The organism is Sporomusa malonica (assembly GCF_900176355.1).
Lineage (GTDB): Bacteria > Bacillota > Negativicutes > Sporomusales > Sporomusaceae > Sporomusa > Sporomusa malonica.
On record NZ_FWXI01000021.1, the window covers coordinates 19995 to 44278 of the forward strand.

The window sequence follows — 24284 nt, forward strand, 5'->3', positions numbered from 1 at the left end:
CGTTATCAATACAGTTTTTCTAGTACATCATCTGCCATGTTCAAGCTATGCTCTGGAGCAGGGTATTGGCGGGTTCTCACTTCTTCGATATATTCACGCACAGCAGCACTCACTTCTGTATGCAGTGTGCGATAAGCTTTAACAAATTTGGGCTTGAACCCAGGCAGCAGACCTAATAAGTCGTGAGTTACCAGCACCTGGCCGTCGCAACCGTTGCCAGCGCCAATGCCGATTGTAGGGATTGATAGCGCTTGACTTACTTTGCTGGCAAGTTGAGCAGGCACGCATTCCAGTACCAGCGCGAAAGCCCCCGCTGCTTCAATCATTCGGGCATCCTCCAACAGGCGCTGAGCGGCCGCAACATCCTTACCCTGAACCTTAAAACCACCAAGCTGGTGCACTGATTGCGGTGTAAGTCCAAGATGTCCTACCACCGGAATTCCAGCTGAGGTCATGGCTTTTACAGCAGGAGTCACTTCCTTTCCGCCCTCTAGTTTAACAGCCTGGGCGCCTGTCTCTTTTAAAAACCGGCCAGCGTTCCGAAGCGCTTCTTCCACAGATACCTGATAGCTCATAAAAGGCATATCGGCAACTACCAGGCAGTGACTTGCGCCACGGCAAACAGCACGGGCATGATGCAGCATCTCCTCCATCGTAACCGGCAAAGTTGAATCATAGCCTAACATAACATTGCCCACAGAATCGCCGACCAGCAGCATATCGACGCCAGCATCATCCAGCAGGCGCGCAAAGGCGGCATCATAGGCTGTGAGCATAGTAATAACCTCACCCTTAGACTTTTTCTCTCGAATAGTAGCAGTTGTGATTCGATTATTTGACATGGCTTCCATCTCCTTCTTTTTGTTGAATACCATCCATAGCCAGCAGATTAGTGATGATTTCTCGCTGCGTCTGGTGAATACGGTCGCCGGCCAGTTGCAGGGTCGCCTGTCCAAGACTTTGATAAACACTCAGGAATTCTACAGGCAAGGCCTTAAGATGTTGAGACACAGTGGTAGCATCGCCGCGTACAATAGGACCGGTAAGGGCTGCCGCCGTTCCCTGTTCTGCTATATTGCGCAAAGTGCCTGTCACCAACGGCAACAAGGCTTGGAGCGCCTCCTGTTCGTCAGTAGTCCAACGACTCAGCAGCCTTTCGGCTATATGTAATAAGGCAACGACATAATTAGAGGCAATACAGGCAGCAGCATGGTACACGATTCGCTCCTGCGGTGGAACCTGAAGGATGCGACCACCAAGGTCAGCAGCAAGATGGCTGGCGGCAGCAACAGCCTCCTGATCGCCATCAATCGCGAAGGCGCTGCCAGACAGGTTTTGACGTGCTGTTTCAATATCCGCAAAACTCTGTAAGGGATGCATAGAGCCAACGGCAACGCCGAACTCCCGCGCTGGCGCTAGTATTTCTCCTGCCATAACACCACTTGTGTGCAGCATGATTTGTCCGCGCCGAAGCTGGTTCCCCTGTACAAGTTCTGCCAGTACCACAGGCAGCATCCGGTCAGGAACGGTAAGTATAATAACGTCTCCCAGGGTGGCCGCCTTAATATTATCAATATAAGCAGGAAAGCCTGTCATTTTTGAAAATGCTGCTACAGTCTCCGTATGTTCAGCAGTTACCGCTGCCACCGTATAACCTGCACCGCTAGCAAGACAAGCCAACGCTGACCCTAGCCGCCCTACTCCCAAAATAACGATAGTCGGCTTTTGCACCATGTATCCTCCTTATTAAAAAGTAAAAATGCCTTTCTGGCCGGAGCCGAAAGGCATTGAAAACAAGACAATACAGAGCTAGCCGCATCATCATTAGCTTTCTGAACACTTCCGTCTCGGTCCGTTAGAATCCAAGCAGTCGATCCAAAGAAAATTCAATTTGCTGTCAAAAACGATTAGACGGTGCAGTTCCATAGGATACCGCCATATCTATTTCGTCTTTTCTTTTTTCGATCATAGCACAGACAGCTGCTAGTTGCAAGTCCTCCAAAAATGTTAGCGAGAGATTGATAGACTTACTTTAAAATGAAAATTCGAGTATACTATAGAAGAATTAACCATTTTCAATTGGGGGAATCACACATGAATGCTGAGTTTAAAGCAATCGTCTTATGCAGTGAATTAAATTTAAATAAAATTGGCCAACATTTTGGAATTACTCGCAAGTTTAAGTGGGAAGATTTTCTGATCCTTAAGGATCAGCAGTTGCAGGGTATTGTAAATGAAACAACTAATAAAATAGTTTATGTTTTTCCCTACGGCAGTGTGGTGTTTATTAATTTTCAGCATCACGAAATTATGGATGTTGTCAATTATATTAAGAAGCTCGAACCTGAAATAAACGTTGCTAATGTTTTTGCCTATGTTGACGACTACAAGCTGGAGATCAATCTTGATGAGCCGCCTGCGATAAATAATGATTTCATGCTTGTTGGCACGCAAAGCGATTATCAATTGGAGATTGTTTCTACAATTTTAGCCAAATCTGTTTCGTTCGAAAAAAACGAAATAGAGGTTGATACACTGCTTGATCGAATAGAGAATGTCGTTAACAATCTGAATCGTGGTGAGTTAGGTGTCTCAGATGAAGAACTGGCAAAAATGTCTGCTAGTATACTAAGTTTTAAATTGAATACCATTTCACACATCATGCTTCTGGATAATCCGGACATAACCTGGAATAATGAGGAAGCCTCGGCTTTGTATGATGAACTTTCAGTGTTATTTGAACTGAAAGATCGTTATGAAAAAATACGCCACAAAACAGAGACCATCATGGATATCACTGAAGCGTTTTCTAATTTGGTTCATGCAAGGCGCGGTACGCGGCTCGAATGGGCTATTATTATTTTAATTGTCATCGAGATTATTCTGTCATTGTATGATTTGTTTTTTCGGTAATGATATCCCTCTCCGCGTTATTCACACAGGTAAGTCTTCCTAAAATCTCCTTTTGGGCATATTGCTTATTAATCACTTTATGACTATACATATTTGCATCAGCTATCTTAAAAGCATCAACCAGGCTTTTTGCCTCATCAGTTGTCTTAAGAGCAAAGCCAACTGATAGATAAAGAACATTTTCAGGTTGTATGCGTCTATATTTTGCCGCTTTGTCTACAAGTCTTTTGCTGATATCTTTTAGTACAGATGACGTAGTATTAGTAACTAGTATGGCAAATTCATCTCCCCCAATCCTAGCTACAATATCCTCTTTGCGGCATGACTCAATAATTATATTTGCAGCCGTGCGAATCATTTGGTCTCCAAAACTATGCCCTAAAGTATCATTTACCAGCTTAAGGCAGTCCAAGTCACAGACAATAATACCTACTGGGCACTCTTCTGTCTCAAGACGCTTTATTTCCTGTTCAAAAAAGGCACGGTTATAAAGTCCGCTTAGCGAGTCATGCAGGCCAATATACTCCAGCTTCTCATTTGCGGTAACCAGTTCGTCAGTTACCGCGTTGATTAGATGTGTTAAGGCCTTAAGGACACCAGTACTTCTTGCGACTATTCTATCTTTAGGAAAATTATAGTCTTCACTGGAATATTCTTCTCCTATCGTTGCCGTATGTTCCACTACTTTTCCAACTGTCTCAGCAAGAACTACCACTGTCATCGTAGCATTTAGTAATTGATTAATATTTTCGTTATGATAGAATTCCCCAAAAGTAAAAAACCCGGATGTATTCGCTATTTCCTGAAGTGGCTCGGTTTCAATCTTACTTAGCTCCTGTAGAAACCCTCTTCGACACTCGCAGGAATAGACAAAAATACTTTCAGCAGGATATTGCCTTATTTCTTGACACAGGCTGACTATAGCTTCCGAAATCATCCCAACATCACCGAAACTCAGCCGAACCTTTTCTCCTTCAACTAATTCTGACGCAAAGGCAATGGAGTCATCTTCATAGTAAGTCTCTGGTGTCCTGGCCATCAAGGATCCATGCCTATTGACTACGAGGGGATATTCCACAACGTTTAAGAAATTTTCGTTTCTTTCTAGGCCAAGATACTTTCGGTAAACCTGATAAGCAGGTATATTATCAATAGTGTACACCCGTAAACCATCGACCTTTGTGATAGTCATTTCCTTGCCAATTGGTTGCCACCCTAAATGTGAATAACAACTAACCTTTAAATTTTGCCCCTCTAGTACAACCCCCACAACACCACAACTTGTAATCTGGTCGTTACAAGAAACAAAGCAATCAAGAGCGTTATAGCCCGCAATACCACCAGCAACAGGTAATCTGGGGCATACCGATTCTATCCCTTTTAAAACAGAGTTAGAATTAATCGTCCCCCCTGTGGCAAATAAAATTAATAACTTCGCCTCACCGCGACCAAGTGTCGAGGCTATTTCGAGACCTAACTCGAAATCATTTTGGTTTTCTTTGGGGAAGAATCCTGCGTTGAGTATTGTCTGTTTAAAAATCGAAAAAGACAGCACTGTCTTGAGTCCAGTCACTTGCCCATTCATAATTTCGCCAGATGTCGTTGTACCAAGAATAAGAGCATCGGGCACCAACTCAGTAATCTCTACTAGCAACCTCTCGAGAAATTCTTGGTCACATTGCCCACTGAAAACCTGTACTAGTACAGCAGAGTTCTCGTGAGAAAACAGAATATTTCGATTGTTTTTGACGAATTCTGATAAATTATTGAAATCCTCATAAAATGTATTTATTGTTTTCAAATTGTTACCCCCTACGGACTAAAGAACCATAAAAAAACCAGACAAACGATGTCTGGTACCTCTTTACCAAAGCAGCCTGGCAATCATAGCTCAAATAATCTTTAGACCCATAGCTTTGCGTCCTTTTTTTCAAAAAGTTTGCCAAACATTCACTATTTTTTGATATAATTTTATCATTGTTACATAAGTTTGTCCATATTTATGCCCATATTAACATAAAAGTTTAAAAGCCGCCATTACTGGCGGCTTCTTAAGTTCGTAAAAGACTTCATTGACAGAGGCTTTTCTTTTATTTCCATGTTTCAGTCCTATAATAACCTTAAGCAACTGATTCTTGACTTAATGACTATACCAACCCTTGAGCTTTCATCGCTTCAGCAACTTTAACAAATCCGGCAATATTCGCACCGACAACCAGGTTATCCTTCTGTCCGTATTCCTCGGCAGCGATACTAGCATTTTTATAAATATTAACCATAATTGTTTTAAGTTTTGCGTCAACTTCTTCGAAGGTCCACGAGAGTCTCATGCTATTCTGGGACATTTCCAAAGCGGAGGTTGCAACCCCGCCAGCGTTCGCAGCCTTCGCAGGTCCAAACAGAATACCACTGTCAAGGAATACCTTTGTTCCTTCGAGAGTTGTAGGCATGTTAGCACCTTCGCCGACTGCCTTGCAGCCATTTTGAACAAGGGTTTTAGCGTCATTTTCGTTAATTTCGTTTTGTGTTGCACAAGGAAGCGCGATATCACACGGGATCGTCCAGATGCCTTCACAACCAGTATGGTATTCGGCTGTCGGATGTACTTTTATGTATTCTGATATTCTTCTTCTTTCAACTTCCTTGATTTGCTTGATCGTATCAAGGTTAATACCATTGGCATCATAAATATATCCGTTAGAATCACTCATTGCAACAACTTTCCCGCCAAGCTCCTGTACCTTTTCGGTGGCATATATAGATACATTACCTGATCCGGATACCAGTACGGCCTTACCGGCAAAAGACATTCCTTTCGCCTTAAGCATTTCGTCGACAAAATATACAAGCCCGTAGCCTGTAGCTTGCGTCCTGACCAGGCTGCCGCCATACATCAAGCCCTTGCCAGTTAATACTCCTGCTTCATATACGTTTTTAATTCGCTTAAACTGACCAAACATGAAGCCGACTTCCCGTCCGCCAACGCCGATATCGCCAGCAGGAACGTCAATATCCTGCCCGATATACCTGTAGAGCTCTGTCATGAAACTCTGACAAAACCGCATTACTTCAGCATCAGATTTACCCTTAGGATCAAAATCGGAGCCACCTTTGGCGCCGCCAATTGGAAGTCCTGTTAAAGAATTCTTAAATATCTGTTCAAAACCCAAAAACTTAATAATCCCGACATATACGGAAGGATGGAAGCGAATGCCACCTTTATATGGCCCTATAGCACTGTTGAACTGAACCCTAAAACCTCTGTTGACCTGCACCCTGCCGATGTCATCAACCCACGGAACTCTAAATATAATTTGGCGCTCAGGCTCAACAATTCTTTCGACTATTCCGAGTTCAATATATTCTGGATGCTTTTCAAGTACTGCAACTAATGATTCAAGAACCTCTTTCACTGCCTGGTGATACTCCGGCTCGTTGGCGTTTCTTTTTATCACTCTTTGATAGAGTTCGTCACAATACTTCTTTGCATTTGCAGACATTTATAAGCCCCCTCAAAATATCATTTAAAAGAATCAATATTTAGTTAATTCCCAGCTTTAGGTCTCAAGGTCCGTCCATCGTTTCCACCACCCTTATACTAATGTGACTACTTTCGTATTTTTTATCCGATGACTAACCCGCTCTAAGACTCCCGTCCTCTATAGGCGGGAGTTAAGAGCGGCTAAGTCCCTGGATAAGGTCGACTAAACTTCAGATGGGGTTAAAACCCCACCTGAAGCTAAGTCTCTCTTTATTACTAGCCTCAATATCTAAAGAGCGGAAGAATATAATTAATTGAATCTTGTAAATATTATATCATTTTATTTGTACATTGTATACAAATATTTTTACCCATTGCCCACCCTGTACGCATATTTTTTCTATTGTCACTTAATTGACTTTAATTCTAAGATTATATGATACCCCTACTTATATATGCTGCCCTTGAAACTCCTCCCGTCAACCTTAACCAGAAAGGGCTCATCCCGCCTAATCAACCTTACGTGCTCTGTCTGCTTCAAGATAGGTTGCTCGAGCAGCCAACTCCAGTCAATCCGGTCCTCAGGCTCATTATTGTATTGAATGTGAAAATATCCCATATTTGTCGCCGTAAGATTATGAAAGAAATGACTGCCTAGCGAAGGTTCCGGATGAAGATCTTTTGTGTCAACTTCCACTATGATCTGAGCCTGAGACATCTGCGCCCATGTCAAAGGTATGCCTAGCCACCGGTCTGAAGTGCCAGCCCGTCCAAACCCGATGAGTATGCACCGGCGTCCTTCCTTAAATAGTACACTGTTGAGTTCGCCAACTTCACGAGCAATTTGAACACTATCTTTCAATTCAAATCGCTCAGGATCTACAAAAATAACATCATAGATATCTTGAAAAAAACCGTTGCCAATCGTGCGCTGTGCGGAACATAAGATTTCCCTCGAATCGTCCATTTTCACCTGAAGAGCTTCCCTTCCTACCACCATTGGCCTGATCTGCAAGAAGTAAAACTCCTTGGGTTTATTTTTATCTTTGGGAATATTAACGGCAAATTCGATTTCGACATCAGCACCAAAAGACTGCTTTCCCAGTCTAAGCAAGTCTTTTATGATATTTGTCAATGGCAGCCTATTATATTTAAGAATTGGAGAAAACGTCACCACCTTAGGTCCTTTTAGGTTTATGTTGTCATAGATACAATCATTTTCACTAGAATAAGTGCTTCCAATGTACTCCAGCGTTCCATCTCTCTCAGCTCTGGAAATCGAAAGTTTTTCGTAATTGCAATTATCATCAGCGCACAGGCGGAGGCCTGATGACGCCTCAAGATTTATAGCATAAAAATTGTTTTGAGAGTTTTCCAAGTAGTCTTTCGGACCTGAGTATAGCGGGTTCATTTTGGGATGAGCTGGCGAAAAGCGATATACCTGCTCACCTTCAACAATAGTTTTACCCAGACCTAAGGCAAGACTAACTGTCCCCTCTTCAGGTTTCATTGGATAATACGGATAAAAATTGTAGGATTGAGCCACTCCAGAAATAACCGGATAATAGATATTCTCATAACATTCCCCAACCAGCTCCTGGATCAAAACGGCCATCTTTTCCTCTTCAATACGAATATCGGCATTTTTTGCGTATTGCCTAGGCGATGCGTAAAATACTGATGCAAACACAAGTTTAACAGCATCTGAAAGCTGCTTATGTCGAATTACTGGGTCATTATGACTATTGGGCACAACATATGTCTTATAAATCCCGGCAAACGGCAGCACCCTCGAGTCTTCCAGAATACTTGATGAACGAATCGCCAGCGGACCTTTTACATATTGAATCAAAACATATAAATTTTTTTGAATGTCTGCAGATAGTTCGGCTTCCATGAATTTACGCGCAATTAACTCTTCATCGCTTGTATTTGCTGTAAACTCATAAAGATTATTGTTTTCGATAAATTTTTCAAAAACCTCACTGCAGATAACAAAAGAACGTGGGACTTTAACTATAATATCCTCATATTTATCTGCCAAATGCGCCTTAGTAATCAACGAATTAATAAATGCCAGTCCCCTGGCTTTACCGCCCAGAGACCCACGCCCCAATTTAATAAAGGCATTCTCAATGTCTTTTTTGGAAAGTCCCTCAAAATCAAGAATTATGCCAGACTGATATCTTTGAAAATACGCCTTAAGCACTTCCAGTATGTAGCTCCTTATATCTGCAATTTTTGAGAATTCTAATGCATCAATATATCTCAGCTTTTCCGCAACCTCAAACTCTGTCCGGGCTCTGAACCACCTTGAGAAGTGATTGTTAGCTGCATGATAGTATAAGCTTTCATCCGGAAGATCCCTGATAATCCGCTCTAAATCTGTTATATCACTGGCCTCGGCGATTATTCTTCCATCTGGATGCCTAAAGACAAAAGAACCAAAGCCGTAGTTTTCAAGAATGAAGGTACGTAAATCATGCAATAGATTGGGAGAATTTTTATCCAGGAAGTGAACATTGATTTCTTTCGCTTTATCGGCATTGTCGATGTCTTCAGACTGCAATAGAAATGGAAAGTCTGTGATCATTTCTCTCACTCTTTTTGCCAGTTCTATGCCTGCAGCCGAGGTCATTTCTCCATCTTTAGGAAACTTTACATCAGAAATAACGCCGAGTAGGTTATGGCGGTATTGCGTAATAATTGACATAGCTTCTTCAAAGGTCTCTGCAAGCAGTATCTTGGGTCTTAATCGTACCCTAAGAAGCCCATGGCTGGTATTCATGGCATGTGATACCAGGCAGCGGGTCTGGGTTAAAATCTCTGTATATATAATCGGTAGAATTTGCGAATAGTAGATTGGCGAATCATCAACAAGTAGGATAGCTTGGACACCCTGCTTACTATCTGCTTCGACATTCCGCTGATCTTCAATATATTTAATAATAGCCAACAAGATCTTACTGTCCCCAGACCAGTAGAATACTCTATTGATACATGTATTTTTCCTTATTTGGGCGATCATACTGGCTGTCAGCCGGTCATAGGACAACATGACAATCGGTATGCTGGGATATGCATCTTTTAATGATTGCTCGAACTCAAAGGAAGTCATGTCGCTAATGCGGGACATGGTAATAATCAAATGAAATGTTCTTGTCGCAAGCGCTTCCAAGGCCTCCTCCAGGCAGGAAACCCTGTGAATCCGAGGAATAATAGGAATACTCAAGTCTGCAAATTGATTATATATCTGCTCTGACAACTGCCCGTCTTCCTCTAGCACAAAACCATCGTATGATGTAGACACCAGAAGTATTTCAGTAACCCTGAATTTCATCAAATCATGAACACCTGAGAACCGGGTCTTCAAATCCACAAATCGTTTCATAAGACTTCCCTCCTTACTGGTTAACCTTAATCTCATCGCTCCGGTTTAAAGAGTATCCTTCCCTCAAAAAGACCTGTATCTCGATATTCTCTTGCCCTAATACTGCCATCTTTGGCCTGGTATACAACATCTTTCACTCCATTTGCTTTAATGGATACTGAAACTAGATTATCAAAGTCTGGAGGAAGATGGATTTTTACAGGTGTAAAGCCAAAACGGGAAAAAATACGCGTATTGATACCTAAGTTTTCCCTGCCATCGGCTACCCACTCAATGCCGCCCTCAAAAATACCCTTATCCCTATTTTCTATCGACCAATATCGTCCGTCAGCATCTATATAGGAAACGTTTTTTACTAGCCCATTCTTGCCTTCAGTAAAATCCACACCGACTATTTTACTAAAATTCTCAGGCAAACGAATCTCAATAGTTTTCCCTGTAAACCGCGAAAGCGTGCGACCAAAAAAGAATTGCTCCACCTGGTCACCACTACCACTAGCCGTCCAGGCAATTCGCCCTTCGAAAGGAGAGAAGTCCTTGTATTCTTGCGACCGGATTTCTCCTTTACTCGTTATATAGGTGATGTCTTTTGTGCCATTATTTCTGACAGAGACTGATAGCATATTGAAATAGTCATCTGGAAGTTTGATATTGGTTACGCCGCCTGTATACTTAGAAGTATATGTTCTACTTGTCGTCCAGCTTTCTGACTCCTTTGAGCCTGGAACCAGCCAATGTATCATCCCCTGGAAGAGTTCATAGTCTTTTATCTCAACAGTGTACATCTCACCTTGTACATCTTTGAAGGTAACATTTTTAATCGTTGACCCAAAAGCTCCCCCACTTGTAAAATCGACCCAGATCACTTGCTGAGTCGTTGCGGGAAGCGTAATTACGTACTCCTCACCAGATATCCGGGATAGGGTTCTAGCACATCCCGCTGTTATGAATAAAACCAATACACAAAAAACTGCGATAAATCGTCTCATGTGGTTTCTCCTTATATCCCATTAATCTAGAGGATCAACGTGCAGCGAATAGCTGTTAGTTGATCCCTTTGCACTCAAAAAATTACGCTTGAGCCCCTTATATATAAACTATCTATGTACATATTTACCAAAAAGCAAATTGTTGCCCCTTTAATATTTACTTACGTTCATCCGGTTTCACTAAATTAAGGTTAACATGACAATATCCGCCTGGTGTCTTCTCTAAATACTTCTGATGGTAATCCTCGGCTGGAAAAAAACGTCCAACAGGCTCTACTTCCACTACAATTGGATCATTATAGCGTGATTGCATTTTTTCAATAAAATCGACGATAACTGCTTTTTCCTCATCTGTTGTGTAGTACAAACCTGTCCGGTACTGTGTACCCCGATCAGGTCCTTGACGGTTTAGCGTAGTAGGATCAATAATCCGAAAAAAATGTTCCAATATCTGCATTAAAGGTAACACCTTTTCATCATATGTTACTTTGCATACTTCAGTATATCCTGTCATTCCTGTGCATACCTGCTTATATGTGGGCTGATCAGTAACACCTTGTCCATATCCTACCCTTGTTGCTAATACTCCTTTAAGTTGGCAGAAATAAGCCTCAACGCCCCAAAAGCAGCCTCCTGCCAGCCATATTTGCTTCATCAAAGGACTCCTCCTACTTGAAATAATTACTATTTGATTCTATTATACTATCCTTTTTTCTAAAAAACATTGGCTTAGGAATTTTTCCGGATGAATCTGGACCTATCAATTTATAGAAAAACTGGCTCTTTCAATCTGCCAAGCTACGGTGTTTAATAAAGATGACAGCTAAGCTTTTTTAGGGTGACCGGCATCAAATTTAAACACAGTTTACTGTGCACAACTCAAGGAGGGATTTATCTGGAGACTAATTACCGTATTGCTTATGACAAGGGTTGGGACGATCTTAAGCAAAAGACTCCCGAAGACATTGCCAGTACTATGGACGTAACCTATCTAAGCGATAAACAGCAATTCATTGTGCCTTACTTAAACGAGAACTATATTGCCGACTGCATTAAGCAAACCATCCACAAAGAAGCGGATGGCACTGTTCCCGGAATCGGAGCAGCCATACTTATACTCCACTACCTCACGTTTTTTCAAACAGAGACAGCCCTGGTCAATAAATGGGTTAGCTTAAAAGAAATCCCCAACGGCGGTATGCTTTTTTATCCGGCCTTCCATAAAGAATCTATTGTCGGTCTGATTAAAGCCTTCGGGCACCAACCATCGCTCCTGCTGGAATGTGCAAAGCAGATAGGCGGACAGCCGGCACGCTTCGGTGACGCTTCGGCGGTCTTTAAGGTGTTCCCGAAAATTCCGCTCTGTGTGGTCATCTGGGAAGGAGACGAAGAAATCGCAGCAAACGCCACCGTCTTATTTGATCCGTCCATTGAGCACCTCTTACATATTGAAAGCGTCATCGGTCTTGGAGGTTATCTTGCCAACAAGCTGATTAAGCTGGCTGCACCGGAAACCCGGCGTGGTCACGAAATTTGGTAAACCGTAATTCGAATCAGAGCAAATGGCCTGCGCTATCAACATAGGGGTTCACTTTTGGAGTGGAAAATCAAAAAACGAGCGTTATTGGCGCTCGTTTTTTCAGTCTACCAGAATTTATAACGCAATTCTGTTGACATAAGAACGACTAAGGCTTCTGCCGGCGTCCTGGGGGACTTGGCACAAGCCAAGTCTTTTCTTATGTCATTTGGCAGGGTTTATATTGACATTGCATACGACCGGAGCCAAAGTCACCAAAGTATATGAATCCCGATCATAAGCATACTAAAAAGGATAGGCATTTTTCACCCACTGGGGATATCCGAGCTTGAAATATGGTTTCTTTTTCTGACTGCCAGTGCCATATTGGCGCTTGCCTCGCTAATCATTTTTGAAGTTAGAATCCGCGAATAGCAGTTTTGTGATTCCCTGCAAAAATTAGCTCAACGATAGGAGTTGCCTAAATGAGGACAGGTTTCCCGCAGTCCCCGAAGCAGAGGCGGCCAAAAGCTGCGGCGTCATCAATAGCCACTAACTTCCTGCATTTACGAAACCCGTTTGTAGTCGCTTGGATGTCAGCCTCTTTTCCCGGCTTTGGCCATATAAGCCTGGGCAATTATGTGATAGGCTTTGTGCTGTTTGGCTGGGAAATGCTGGTCAACACCCAGGCAAACCTTAATATTGCCATAATTTACAGCGTTACAGGCCGCTACGAGATGGCAAAGGAGATTGTAAATAATCGATGGCTGCTATTCTATGCTCCAGTTTGGGTCTTTGCCATCTGGTCGAGTTATCACTTAACAGTTGATCTGAACAAACTCTCCATTTTAGCTGACCGCAATCAGTCCCCGATTGACGCTGCTTTTATGTCCTTCTTTGAAATCAACGTTCTGGATAAACGCAGCCCCTGGGTCGCTGTATTTTGGACTATGTGTTCACCAGGTCTTGGACATCTTTACACACACCGGATACCTACCGGCTTTTTCCTGCTAATTTGGTGGATAGTCATGGCCTATTTCTCCCATTTGCTCCAGGCGGCCCAGTACACCGCTCTGGGGTTATTCGAACAGGCCACGACCGTCTTAGACCTCGAATGGGTTCTCTATTTGCCCTCGATAATGGGATTTGCCATCTACGATGTATACGTAAACACCGTTGAGTATAACCGGCTGTTTGATCGCGAGCAGGCCGATTATCTGACCAGAGAGTATCAAGCCTCGGATTTCAATATGCCTAAGTAGGGGGACCCATTTATGCACATTGTAGCGTCGTTCGAACATTCCAATTTCCTGGAGCTTGCCATTAGTGACCTGGAGCAAAAGGGCATCGAGAAAAACAGGATATGCGCCATCCCATTACATAAGATGACCAAGGAACGCGCGCTCTTTGACACCCTCCATCAGGCTGACGGACAGAGCATGTTCGATTTGCCTGCCATCTTAGCAACTATTGCAATGACGCTCGGTGTTGCGTGGGGCTTTATGTGGAAGTGGGGGCCAATCATCTGGGGGCTGTTGTCCTTTGTAGGGGGGCTGGCGCTGGGACTGGCTATCAAGTATCTGCTCTACAAAAACAGCTTGAAAGAAAGCTTTCGCTGTAATACCGAAGTAGTGCTAATCATCTACTGTAAGCCAGACGAGGTGGAAACGGTAGAAACCGTGCTGTTTAACCACCTGGCAATCGGTATTGGCAGAAAGCCAAGCGAAGTGCAATGATGCAAAACTATCCATCTGTCGAACAACTTGCGGAAATGGTGCGGCTATTAACCCAGGCTCGAATTGAGAACTGGCTGGGGGAGGGTGTTGGCTCTTGGCGATGGTGGGCTCTTGTTGTGCTTATGTTCGTCCCTTGGTTTATTTGGGCCAAGTTAGTCGACAAGAAGAAACTCCTTGAGTTGGCTTTGTTTGGCATGTTTATAATGGTAAATTCCATTACTCTGGATGAGCTTGGGTTCGAGCTATCTCTATGGAATTATCCGGTGAATATCTTCCCGATCTTTCCTCGGCTCTCTTCTGCAGACTATACAGTGATGCCAGTAGTCTTTATGCTAACATATCAATACTTTCCCACCTGGAAGAGTTTCTTCTGGGCGTTAGTTGCGCTTGCCTTCGTTTTTTCCTTCGTGGTCGAGCCAATTATTGGGAAGCTGGGATTTTACGTGCCTATTAAATGGCACTATCACTATTCATTCGTCATTTACCTTATTGTGGGACTCTTATCCAGATGGCTGGTGAGGTTTTTTGTGGACATAATGCGCAAACACAATGCGAACTAACACCTGATAGCAATTACTCGAAATCATATTTTCTATCAGCAATTCCGAGTCTTTGAGCGGGCCTTTTATCCGTCCCATATGTTATAATTATAACAAGCGGTAAAGAAAACACGGCTTGCGCCGAGCCTCTGGCGACAGCGGAAGCCGATGTTGCCCTTATCCAGACGGAAAGTTATACTTTCTAACAGGATTAAACATACTGGCGGATTTTCCAGGAGGTCCATTATGTATTTACTGGATACTAAATATAAAACCCCACTATACCAGCAGCTTTACCAACAGTTGCGTTCTAAAATTTTGAACGGAGAGCTCAGTGCCCAGACCAAACTTCCCTCCAGCCGCCGGCTCTCTGCCGAACTTCATATCAGCAGAAACACTGTGGATACTGCCTATCAGCAGCTATTATCCGAAGGCTATATTGTTGGCAAAACTCGCAGTGGCTATTACGTCGAAACAATTCATAATACAAATTTTCCTGACTATGTGGAAACTCCTGCTGCAGAGCCTTCTGCCAAACCACTTACGGAAAAGATAAAATACGATTTTCAATATGGTAAACTTAGCCCGCAGACCTTCCCTTTTTCCCACTGGCAGCGATTAACCAATGAATGTCTGCGCAGAGATAAAGAACAGCTGGTAAACTATAGCCCCTTCATGGGTGAACCAGGGCTGCGCCGGGAAATAGTAAAATATCTGCGTGACTATCGTGATGTCAAATGTACAGCCGATCAGCTCTTGATTACCTCAGGCACAAAGCATTGCCTTATTCTTGCCTGTCAGCTCCTCAAACCCCTAACTTCGGTCATCGCCATGGAAGATCCCGGTTTCGCAGCCGCACATTTCACTTTCACAAATCAGGGTTTTCAGGTATCGCTTATTCCATTAAACCACCATGGTCTTAATGTAAAAGTGCTGCGGGCCTCAACAGCCAAAGCAGTCTATGTAACGCCGTCACATCAATTCCCTACTGGCCGCATTATGCCCATAACCAGACGCCTGCGACTTGTGGAATGGGCCTATGAACAGGATTCCTTCATTATCGAGGATGATTATAGCTGCCACCTAAGATATGACGTAAAACCGATACCATCCCTGCAGGGGCTAGCCCCCGAAAAAGTAATCTATATGGGGAGCTTTTCAAAGATACTTTCGCCCTCTCTGCGTGTGGCTTATATGGTTCTCCCGAAAGATTTGGCACAGCGAATGCAACAAGAGGCAGAAACCCTTGTCTGTCCAGTGCCGCTGCTTATCCAAAAACCATTGGAGCAGTTCCTGCGTGAAGGCCACTTTGAGAGTCATCTGCGAAAAATGCTCCGTCATTTTAAGAAAAAGCATGATACCCTGCTTCATGCACTGCAGGAGACCTTCGGCGACACAGTCTCTATTTCCGGCATAAATGCAGGTCTTCATCTCCTGCTGCAGCTAAAACAGCCAGCCTTGGGCAGCAACGACCTAGTGTCCCGGGCTGGCAGATCAGGTATACATATCCATGCCAATAATCTGTGGGTGGAATCCGAACCCGGTCAAGCTGCCAGGGTCCTCCTTGGCTTTGGTGCGATAGCACTGGAGGATATTCCCCCAGCGATCAGCCTGTTGCACAAGGTCTGGCTTGAGTACTAGCAAAATAGACTATTCGCTATCACTCTTGATTTCCGTTCTAGGTATTGGCACTTCCCTCGCTGGGATCCGGCTCAACGCAATATCTAGTGCATCCTTAGCCGTATCTGCGTAGTCAAGTTTAACCCACTTTCGTTCATCAAGATAGGCGCCGTCATAGGCCATACCACGAACTCTCGAGGCCCAGCCACCCGAAGCTTCGACAACTACGACAGGCTTACGGTTTAAATATGCCGCAGATAACTCGCCTAGCGTACCATTGCCTCCCGCTATCATGATTATTACATCTGAAGAATGCACTAGTATTAGGCTCCGATAGTCAAAACTCAATCCCGTCGTGATCGGGATATCTATATATTCATTTGCTACCTCTATGGTATCACCTGGGAGTATACCCACGACCAACCCATTTGCTTGTTTCGCTCCACGGGAAACCGCACCCATTACCCCGCTCGTTCCACCAGTAAGCAGAATGGCGCCGCGTAACGCAATTTCCTTTCCTATTTCTTCAGCTAGTAGACATGTTTCTGCCGGTATCTCTCCAGACTGTCCAATTACCCCAATTCGTATCATAAGCATCCCTATCCTTTCAGCTGTATATTGCTCCTTTGAAATAGACTTTATTAATGGTAAAGAGCATTCATATAGGTAATACTCCCTAATACTGTCCAATAACTGACCAAACCCAGCATTTAGGATGCTGGGTTTGCTTAATACCTAAATTACACTTTAAATTGCAAAGCCATTTGATTCAAACCAGCAGCTGTATCTGCCAGAGCTTTTGCTGCGCGGTTAATCCCATCCAGTTCCTGGCTGACGCTGACAATGCTTTGGGATACGTCCTGAGTTCCTGAAGCACTTTGTACAATGGTAGCCGCAACAGATTCGATGGCACGGTTAACTTCGTTCATTTCACCAGTTACTTGCTGCAATTTCATGCCGATGTCTGTGGTGATATTTAGGAACGAGTCTGCATCAGTCTTGTATTGCTGCCCAACACTCACAAAAGCATCATAATCCTTACGGACAGTTTGGTCAATAAATTGCAATAATTCATTGCTATTGCCAACCAATTCGCCGATGGCACCTTGCACTTGCTTTGTAAGATTTTGAATGCCGCCTACCACTTTCGCTGATTCTTCGGCAAGCTTCCGCACCTCTTCGGCGACTACCGCAAAGCCACGTCCCTGTTCACCAGCGCGCGCCGCTTCAATTGCAGCATTCAATGCCAGCAGGTTGGTCTGCCCGGCGATAGCCGCTATGGAAGCAGCCATTGTGGATATTTCTTCAACTATTTTGGCATCAGCGATGGCCTGAATCACCCGCTTACTGATATCATCATATAGATCCACAGCAGACTGACGGGAAGCCTGGGCATTCTGCTGCAGGTTGATGGCCTGCTGCTCCACGCCTTTGGCCACTTGACTGCCCTGTGCGGCATTTTGCGTAATCTGCATTACGTTGGCCCCTACATTTTCAGCTGACGCAGTTATTTCTTCCGCGGAGGCGGAAACAGTCTGAAGTCCGGCTGAAACTTCCTGAGTTGAAACTGCCACACTATTCGCCGCATTGGCCGATTGCCCAGCGCTGGCAGTCAGCTGCTGCGAGGAGGCCGCCAGCAGTTCAGCATTCTTTTTCATCTGCTGGATAATGTTTTTCAGATTAGTTCCCATTGTATTAAACGCTATTGATAACTGTCCAACCTCATCATTTGATGTTATCTGCACTGTTTGGGTTAAATCCCCTTCAGCCATTTTTGTCGCTGCTTCTGCAAGCCGGGTAATAGGCTTCGTCATTCTGCCTGCGATAAAATACATAAATATACCGGCTAACAGTATTGCCACACCAGCGATAAGTATAGCCTGATTTCGGATAGAAGCTATTACACGTAATGCTTCCGCTTTACTCTGGGTGGTGCTCACGCCCCATGACGTACCAGGAATTGATGCGTAGCCTGCGTATTTTGATATCCCTTGGAATTGGTACTCCATTGCCCCCATCTTCCCATCAATCGCCGCTCTTGTCATTTCCTTTAGTTCCGGAGCAACAGCGTCAGTCAGAGGATTCAGTTTCAATGCAACTTGATCGTTGGGATGAATGAAAACAAGACCAGAGCGCCCTACAACATAAGCGTAGCCATCTTTACCGAATTTCCGGCCTAATACATAGTTCTTAATACTATCAATATTCATTGCTGCGGCCACAAAACCTTTGACTTGACCGTTGCCTCCCAGTACCGGGGATATCCCCACAGCAACCAGCTTACCGGTAGATTTAGAAACCACAGGGTCTCCTGATACAATCGTTGCTTTCTTTTGTATGACATCTTTGAAATACTCACGTTCAGCTACCGAGCCGCTCGTCCCGTCACTGGCCTGATAACGTCCGTTCAGGTCTACATAAAACAAAGTCTCAATAGTAGACTGTGTCTGCTTTATTTCCGCCAAGCGAGTGACAATAACCGTCTGATCTTCGGATTTAATTTTTGCATCCATTGCAATGAATTCAACCGTTGTCTTTATCCTTGCTACATCTTTGGCAATTCCTTCGCCGGTAGCTTCCGCATTACTCCGCATCTCTACTTCAATCTGGTTGGACAGTGCGAGCTCGCTCTCTTTAATGCTTAGATATGCAGAAACACTTATCGCCAAAGCCACCACAAGACAAACTGCAATAACCAGCTTTGTTTTCATACTACTTAATCCAATCTTGTCAGTTTTTGCATTTTTCGACATTTTTACCCGCCTCCTACAAAAGTATTAAACTTGCCTGATAGCGTACTCAAAAACAGCAACTTGAATTATTTATATATTTCGACAACAATTTGTAGGTTCCTTTGTTATCTGTATAATATTGTCTAATTGCCCTTATCTAGCCACTTATGTTGTAAAGTCGTACTGAACCCAGATTTGTCCATATTATCAATTGTTTTATTGATAAAGTCTAACATTTTTTTATCTCCTTTTTTTATTGCTACCCCTAAATCAGCGGTCATTAGTGGTTCCCCGATAATATCCATACTGTCATGATGTTTATCATATTCGTTTTGGTGCAGCCGATCATTTATAACCGCATCCAATCGCCCTTTTTCTAAATCCTCCAGGTACTCGCTACTCTCCCGATAACTCTTAATGATGATCTGAATACCCTTCTCTTTTAAGCTCTGAGCTACTTTTTCACTCGTAGCTCCGGTTTTAACACCTACCATTTTCCCATTAAGATCACGTATATTTTGTATTGATAGATCATTATTTCGTACTACTAGCACCATATCTGTTGTAACGTACGGTCGCGAAAAATCAATTTGCTCTTTACGGTCTTTGGTGATATACATGGCAGCTATTGCTATATCTGCTTGATTATTTTGTAATGCAGGTACTAAGCTTGTAAACTGCAGCACTTTAACCTCTAGAGTTGCTCCCATTTCTTTAGCAAGCGCATTGGCAAGATCAATATCATAGCCAATTAACTGATTTGTTTTTTCGTCTAGGTATACAAATGGCCGATAAATACTTGTCGCTACTACGAGTTTCCGCTTTGCTTCACTGTTATTACCACGTCTACTTCCGTATTCATCTGGCAAGGAACATCCGGTTGAAACTAATGACACCACGAGCATAATGATAGAAAACCAGCGAGTTAATTTCGCCCTCACTATATCTCCTCCTTGTCACAACAGATAAACGTAGCCTTTAGCGACTCTAAGATACGATGACATTACTCATCAGGATCTGTAATCATTTCAATAAAGCTATGAACCAAATTGGGATCAAACATTTTTCCGGCACACCGCGTTAGCTCGATACAAGCTGTGTCCTTGTCCATGCCCTTGCGATAAGGTCTATCATTAGTCATGGCATCATAGGCATCTACGATAGCTAAGATACGACTTTCAAGTGGTATCTCGGTTCCCTTCAAACCTATCGGATAACCATTTCCATTCCACCACTCATGATGCTTAAGAATCCAATCTGCAATATGATTCAATTCAGGAGATGCAATAGCTATTCGGTATCCGATTTCACTATGCCGCCGCATTTCAGCCAACTCAGTTTCATCCAGCGGGCCTGGCTTAAATAAGATTCCATCAGGTATTCCAACTTTCCCTAGATCATGAAACTGCGCGAAGAGTTTCATATCCCCAATTGCATATTCGTGAACACCGGCTCGTCGAGCTAATTTTTCCACAAGCTCTTGCATGCGCTCCCCATGCCCCTCTGTGATAAAATCACGGGCATGAAGTGCATGCATCAGCGTTTTTACAAGAGCACTTCTGGCGCTCTGACTACGATGCAGCTTCTCTTTATACATTCTGTTATCAGCCAGCTTCACAGCATCCTTCAGTGAAGCTGCATGAGAGACTGATGCATATCCCAGTGATAAACTAATCGTAAAATCTGATCGACTGCTATTATACACACGTAACTTTTGGTGAATTCGAGTATAGACTGTTGCTAACTCCGCCTCCCCAGCGCCAGGTAACAGAATGCCGAATTCATCCCCACCAATGCGAGCCAGTACTGCTTCATGGGGTATCGAGGATTGTAGTATCTCTGCCGCTGTCTTTAGCAGCAGGTCTCCTTTTTCATGGCCTAACGTATCATTGATCAGCTTCAATCCGTCAACATCGCAAACGATTATACCAAGCCTGTCCATTTTCTGTTCACTTTCAAGCCGCTGTAGTTCCTGTTCAAAATAGTTTCGATTAAATACACCTGTCAATACGTCGCGGAAACTCATGTACTGTAATTGGTTTTCAGCTCTTTTACGCTCCGATATGTCTCGGTAGATAGCATATATTCCAGCAACCTGGTCATCGATGATAATCGGATAGGCAATCAACTGAACATCGACCAAGCTTCCATCTTTTCTTTTTCTGGTAGTGTCTAATTGGCACTTGACACTTTCTAAAACAGTCTTTGAAATTGCCAGGCCTTCTTCATAAAGGGTACTGGGAACAATAACGTCGTCAATTAACCTACCGTAAACTTCCCTCAATTCATATTGGAAAAATGACTCGAAATCCCTATTTATATCGATAATTCTTGCCTGCGAGTCAAGTATCGCAATGCTTTCAGGAGAATTCTCAAAAAGCTGAGCAAAGTATATTTTCTGGCGCTGCAACTCGGTCGCCGTTTGGTCTCGCTGCTGCAATAATGCTTGAATATGTTTAACCATATTATGAAATTTTGTGTTTAATTCAGCCAGTTCATCTGATGAATGGTCTGTAAACTGGATTGAAAAATCTCCTGCTTCTACCCGTTTCATATCAAGTATGAGTTTATGCATTCTTCCTACAAACCTTCTGGCCGCCAACAGACTGATAATTATAGCTGCCAAAACACTCCAAAAGCCTACTTGCATCGTTTTGTTTTTTATGGGAAGAGACTCATTGGCAAAAGCAGCTTCAGGAATAAATCCAACCAGCGTCCAACCAGTCTGGGCAATATTCACTGCACTGACAAATACCGTTCTCTCGCCGTCACTATAGTAAATAGATTTTTTTGGATGCTGAACAAGGGTTTGAAACCACCCCTCCTCTGAAACATTTTTCCCCAGTTCGCTTACTTCATTGTGCGCAATAATATTGGCATCCTTGTCTATCAGAATGGCATACGCACCAGTCCCTAATTTAAGATCACGAATGATATCTGAAAGCTTATACAAAGAGGTGTCAATCGCAAATACCCCCACTAACTCCCCATTGTGTTCGATGCTTTTCACAGCCGAAATAACAGTATTTTGGGAAATTGTTTCAATATAAGGATTGCTCCAAACTATTGTACCAGGGTTAGTAAAAGCAGCCTTATACCACGGACGTACACGTGGATCGTAGCCTGAATCTGGTTGCCATGATGGTACGACGTCAATTTTTCCGTCAGCACTGCCAAAGTAGACATACCAGATATGATCATTAAATCTTCGTTGATTTTCCCATTCCTGCAATACCACGCCCCCTATCTCTCTGCTTGCTATAGCCGAATTGAAGTTTGGGCTGCTTGTTAGCAGGTTAATGGTATTCTCTGTTTCACCTACATACTTTTGGATAAAATAATCTGCTGCAATTCCCATGATGTGCAAACTTGTATTCTGCATCCGCTGTATCAGTATTCTTTCCGATGCCTGATATGTCAGGAATCCCAGGAGAATCACAGGAACAGTTATGATGATAATTGAAAAAACAGATAGTTTTTTGACAATATTCCACCGCATAACATATCTCCTTAGATTAATATCGCTGATTTTAGTAAAGAAAACACGGCTTGAGCCGAGCCTTTGGCGACAGCGGAAACCGATGTTGCCTTATCCAGACGGAAAGTTGTACTTTAACAGGACAAAAGAGCCCATCGTACTAACGATGGGCCGTCATTGGCCTAAAAGTAATATCCTTTGTTAACAGTTTAGTATCAACTAGGACTATTGTAAATACAAAACAGCCACATTTAGACAATTTTCCGCATTCCTGAATAATAGACCAATTGCCGGTTTCTTTTTGCTTAGATTTAATTTTTAAATAGGAAAAAGGGTATTCGATGCATCTCACATCAAATACCCCTTGCAATACATTATATTTAAGACTAAACTGGAAACATGTGGGGAGACATATTTTTTTAAATACTCAAGGAGGTGATTGAAATATATCTGCTTAAGAAGGTATTGTTAATGCTCCTACTCTTTTGTCTTTCAAATATTACCCTTCCCGCCTATGCTATTACGCCACTTAATGTGGCTATTTTGCAGCCAATCAACACAGCAACATACAAGTACATGGATGATGTTCAAATAATCCAGGATACTATAAAAAAGCCGTTCAAATACCCCTATTATACATTGATGCCTTCGGACACGGTTGAACATATAACTCAAACCTTTTTAGTAGAAAATAGGTCTGCCAAGTTGACCGATAAGAAATCCATGTCTGATCTTTCAGATAAACTTTCCGCAGATATTATAGTCGTTGTAGAATTATCAAAATTTCGGATGAATCAGATTTATTCTCCTTGGCTTGATGACACGTATATTGAGTCTAATATAATCTTGAAGTGCTATGCTTACTCAGCTATAACTAAAAAATACGATGTAATCAAAGTGGTCAAATCCATAAGAGAACCAGAAAGCGTTAATACGAGTGCCGCCTTTGCCTTTAAGGAACTGACTGAAGAGATACTGGTGAAGTTACCTTATAAGCGCATTCCAGTTAGTAATGTGCTATAGCCAAGGTTTCGTCCCACAGACAAGTAGCCCAGCGGATTTCCACCGCTGGGCTACTACCTGTTTTAGGTCATCTCTTTGGCATAACCTTTACTCATTATCAATACATTATGCCCTTGCTCCCATTTGTATACGACTTCATCCATTTTCTGTTTCACAAAGTATATCCCCAGACCGCCCACCGCACGTTCCTCAAGTGGTATATCAAGATTAGGTACTGCCATCTCTAAGGGATTAAACGGTTCTCCATCATCAGTGACTATTAATCTTAATAAGTTGTTCTCCCAAAAGATATCCACCCTAATGCAATGTTCCAGCTTATCCTTATACCCATAGGACATAATATTGGTGATAATTTCTTCAAGCACTAAATTCATATCAAAAACAATGCGTAAAGGCAAAGCATGTACTTGTCCGAACGCCTCTATCGCTAAAACCATTGTTTCGATCTCGGACAAATCATTCTTCAATATAATACTCTCATGGCTCATAATAATGCACTCTCATGATAACTGTTGGATTGCTTCATCAGCAGTATCACAAATTGTAAATAGAGGAATAAAACCTGCCATATCAAACACTTCACTTACCTGAGGACGTAAGGAACATAGCGCAATGCTCCCACCAGATTTTCTCATAGTTTTTAATACCGACAGAAATACCCTCAACCCAGCACTAGAAATATACTCATTTTGCGAGAAATTACACACTATTTTTTTTGTACCACCACTCAATAACTCCGACATTTTTGTTTCTACTGCTTTAGCACTATTGGCATCCACTCTGGTTAGTATTGTAACTACCGTAATTTCGCCTACTTTATTCACTTCCATTGTTTGCCCTCCTTTAATTTTAAATTCACCCAAACC

The 24284-nt window shown here is 42.9% G+C and carries 20 protein-coding genes and 1 riboswitch; of the genes, 7 read left to right on the forward strand and 13 right to left on the reverse strand.

Annotated features, from left to right (window positions below; translation table 11 throughout):
• Nucleotides 1–5 precede the first annotated feature (5 nt).
• Together panB and B9A22_RS19350 are read right to left on the reverse strand one after the other, a co-directional pair.
• Entirely contained in the window at nucleotides 6–842 is an 837-nt protein-coding gene (panB, locus tag B9A22_RS19345; protein ID WP_084577583.1) for a 3-methyl-2-oxobutanoate hydroxymethyltransferase, read from the reverse strand.
• Nucleotides 832–1734, reverse strand: coding sequence for a Rossmann-like and DUF2520 domain-containing protein (locus tag B9A22_RS19350; protein ID WP_084577584.1), 903 nt, complete (start codon nucleotides 1732–1734; stop codon nucleotides 832–834). The genes panB and B9A22_RS19350 overlap by 11 nt, the downstream gene beginning before the upstream one ends.
• A 360-nt stretch (nucleotides 1735–2094) precedes the next feature.
• Here B9A22_RS19350 and B9A22_RS19355 point away from each other — a divergent pair, with 360 nt between their 5' ends.
• Nucleotides 2095–2913, forward strand: a complete 819-nt coding sequence (locus B9A22_RS19355) for an RMD1 family protein (protein WP_084577585.1) — start codon at nucleotides 2095–2097, stop codon at nucleotides 2911–2913.
• On the opposite strand, the gene B9A22_RS19360 is transcribed toward B9A22_RS19355, so the two are convergent.
• From B9A22_RS19360 to msrA, 5 genes are all read right to left on the reverse strand, one after another.
• Nucleotides 2879–4714, reverse strand: a complete 1836-nt coding sequence (locus B9A22_RS19360) for a sensor domain-containing diguanylate cyclase (protein WP_084577586.1) — start codon at nucleotides 4712–4714, stop codon at nucleotides 2879–2881. The two genes, B9A22_RS19355 and B9A22_RS19360, sit on opposite strands and share 35 nt — an antisense overlap.
• A 67-nt stretch (nucleotides 4715–4781) precedes the next feature.
• Nucleotides 4782–4867: riboswitch (cyclic di-GMP riboswitch) on the reverse strand.
• 193 nt (nucleotides 4868–5060) lie between these two features.
• Entirely contained in the window at nucleotides 5061–6413 is a 1353-nt protein-coding gene (gene gdhA / locus B9A22_RS19365) for an NADP-specific glutamate dehydrogenase (RefSeq protein ID WP_084577587.1), read from the reverse strand.
• Nucleotides 6414–6839: 426 nt separating this feature from the next.
• Nucleotides 6840–9785 (reverse strand): DUF5752 family protein, encoded by a 2946-nt coding sequence (locus tag B9A22_RS19370; RefSeq protein WP_084577588.1) that lies wholly within the window; start codon nucleotides 9783–9785, stop codon nucleotides 6840–6842.
• Between the two features lie 32 nt (nucleotides 9786–9817).
• Entirely contained in the window at nucleotides 9818–10774 is a 957-nt protein-coding gene (locus tag B9A22_RS19375; RefSeq protein ID WP_084577589.1) for a hypothetical protein, read from the reverse strand.
• A gap of 157 nt (nucleotides 10775–10931) precedes the next feature.
• Nucleotides 10932–11429 (reverse strand): peptide-methionine (S)-S-oxide reductase MsrA, encoded by a 498-nt coding sequence (msrA, locus tag B9A22_RS19380; RefSeq protein ID WP_084577590.1) that lies wholly within the window; start codon nucleotides 11427–11429, stop codon nucleotides 10932–10934.
• 183 nt (nucleotides 11430–11612) lie between these two features.
• On the opposite strand from msrA, the gene B9A22_RS19385 reads away from it, so the two are divergent.
• The 5 genes from B9A22_RS19385 (at nucleotide 11613) to pdxR (ending at nucleotide 16206) form a co-directional block, all read left to right on the forward strand.
• On the forward strand, nucleotides 11613–12314 hold the full coding sequence (locus tag B9A22_RS19385) for a DUF3786 domain-containing protein (RefSeq protein ID WP_245824067.1): 702 nt from the start codon (nucleotides 11613–11615) through the stop codon (nucleotides 12312–12314).
• A gap of 461 nt (nucleotides 12315–12775) precedes the next feature.
• A complete protein-coding gene (locus tag B9A22_RS19390; protein WP_084577591.1) occupies nucleotides 12776–13552 on the forward strand; it encodes a hypothetical protein in 777 nt (258 codons plus the stop codon).
• 123 nt (nucleotides 13553–13675) lie between these two features.
• A complete protein-coding gene (locus tag B9A22_RS19395; RefSeq protein WP_245824068.1) occupies nucleotides 13676–14026 on the forward strand; it encodes a hypothetical protein in 351 nt (116 codons plus the stop codon).
• Nucleotides 14023–14586 carry a CBO0543 family protein gene (locus B9A22_RS19400; RefSeq protein ID WP_245824069.1) on the forward strand — a complete coding sequence of 188 codons (564 nt, stop codon included), beginning with the start codon at nucleotides 14023–14025 and terminating at the stop codon, nucleotides 14584–14586. Before B9A22_RS19395 ends, B9A22_RS19400 begins: the two co-directional genes overlap by 4 nt.
• 225 nt (nucleotides 14587–14811) lie before the next feature.
• A complete protein-coding gene (gene pdxR / locus B9A22_RS19405) occupies nucleotides 14812–16206 on the forward strand; it encodes a MocR-like pyridoxine biosynthesis transcription factor PdxR (RefSeq protein ID WP_084577593.1) in 1395 nt (464 codons plus the stop codon).
• A 9-nt stretch (nucleotides 16207–16215) separates the two neighbouring features.
• Here pdxR and B9A22_RS19410 read toward each other — a convergent pair whose 3' ends face one another.
• The 4 genes from B9A22_RS19410 to B9A22_RS19425 form a co-directional block, all read right to left on the reverse strand.
• On the reverse strand, nucleotides 16216–16776 hold the full coding sequence (locus B9A22_RS19410) for a TIGR00725 family protein (protein WP_084577640.1): 561 nt from the start codon (nucleotides 16774–16776) through the stop codon (nucleotides 16216–16218).
• A gap of 149 nt (nucleotides 16777–16925) precedes the next feature.
• Nucleotides 16926–18938 (reverse strand): methyl-accepting chemotaxis protein, encoded by a 2013-nt coding sequence (locus tag B9A22_RS19415; RefSeq protein WP_084577594.1) that lies wholly within the window; start codon nucleotides 18936–18938, stop codon nucleotides 16926–16928.
• Nucleotides 18939–19060: 122 nt separating this feature from the next.
• Complete coding sequence (locus tag B9A22_RS19420) at nucleotides 19061–19858, reverse strand: transporter substrate-binding domain-containing protein (RefSeq protein ID WP_084577595.1); 798 nt, start codon at nucleotides 19856–19858, stop codon at nucleotides 19061–19063.
• A gap of 62 nt (nucleotides 19859–19920) precedes the next feature.
• A complete protein-coding gene (locus B9A22_RS19425) occupies nucleotides 19921–22416 on the reverse strand; it encodes a diguanylate cyclase domain-containing protein (RefSeq protein ID WP_084577596.1) in 2496 nt (831 codons plus the stop codon).
• Nucleotides 22417–22830: 414 nt separating this feature from the next.
• On the opposite strand from B9A22_RS19425, the gene B9A22_RS19435 reads away from it, so the two are divergent.
• Nucleotides 22831–23418, forward strand: coding sequence for a hypothetical protein (locus B9A22_RS19435; RefSeq protein WP_176215609.1), 588 nt, complete (start codon nucleotides 22831–22833; stop codon nucleotides 23416–23418).
• Nucleotides 23419–23480: 62 nt separating this feature from the next.
• On the opposite strand, the gene B9A22_RS19440 is transcribed toward B9A22_RS19435, so the two are convergent.
• The gene (locus B9A22_RS19440; protein ID WP_084577599.1) at nucleotides 23481–23906 is read right to left on the reverse strand and encodes an ATP-binding protein; all 426 of its coding nucleotides are present in this window, start codon (nucleotides 23904–23906) and stop codon (nucleotides 23481–23483) included.
• A gap of 12 nt (nucleotides 23907–23918) precedes the next feature.
• On the reverse strand, nucleotides 23919–24248 hold the full coding sequence (locus B9A22_RS19445; RefSeq protein ID WP_084577600.1) for an STAS domain-containing protein: 330 nt from the start codon (nucleotides 24246–24248) through the stop codon (nucleotides 23919–23921).
• Nucleotides 24249–24284: the final 36 nt, after the last annotated feature.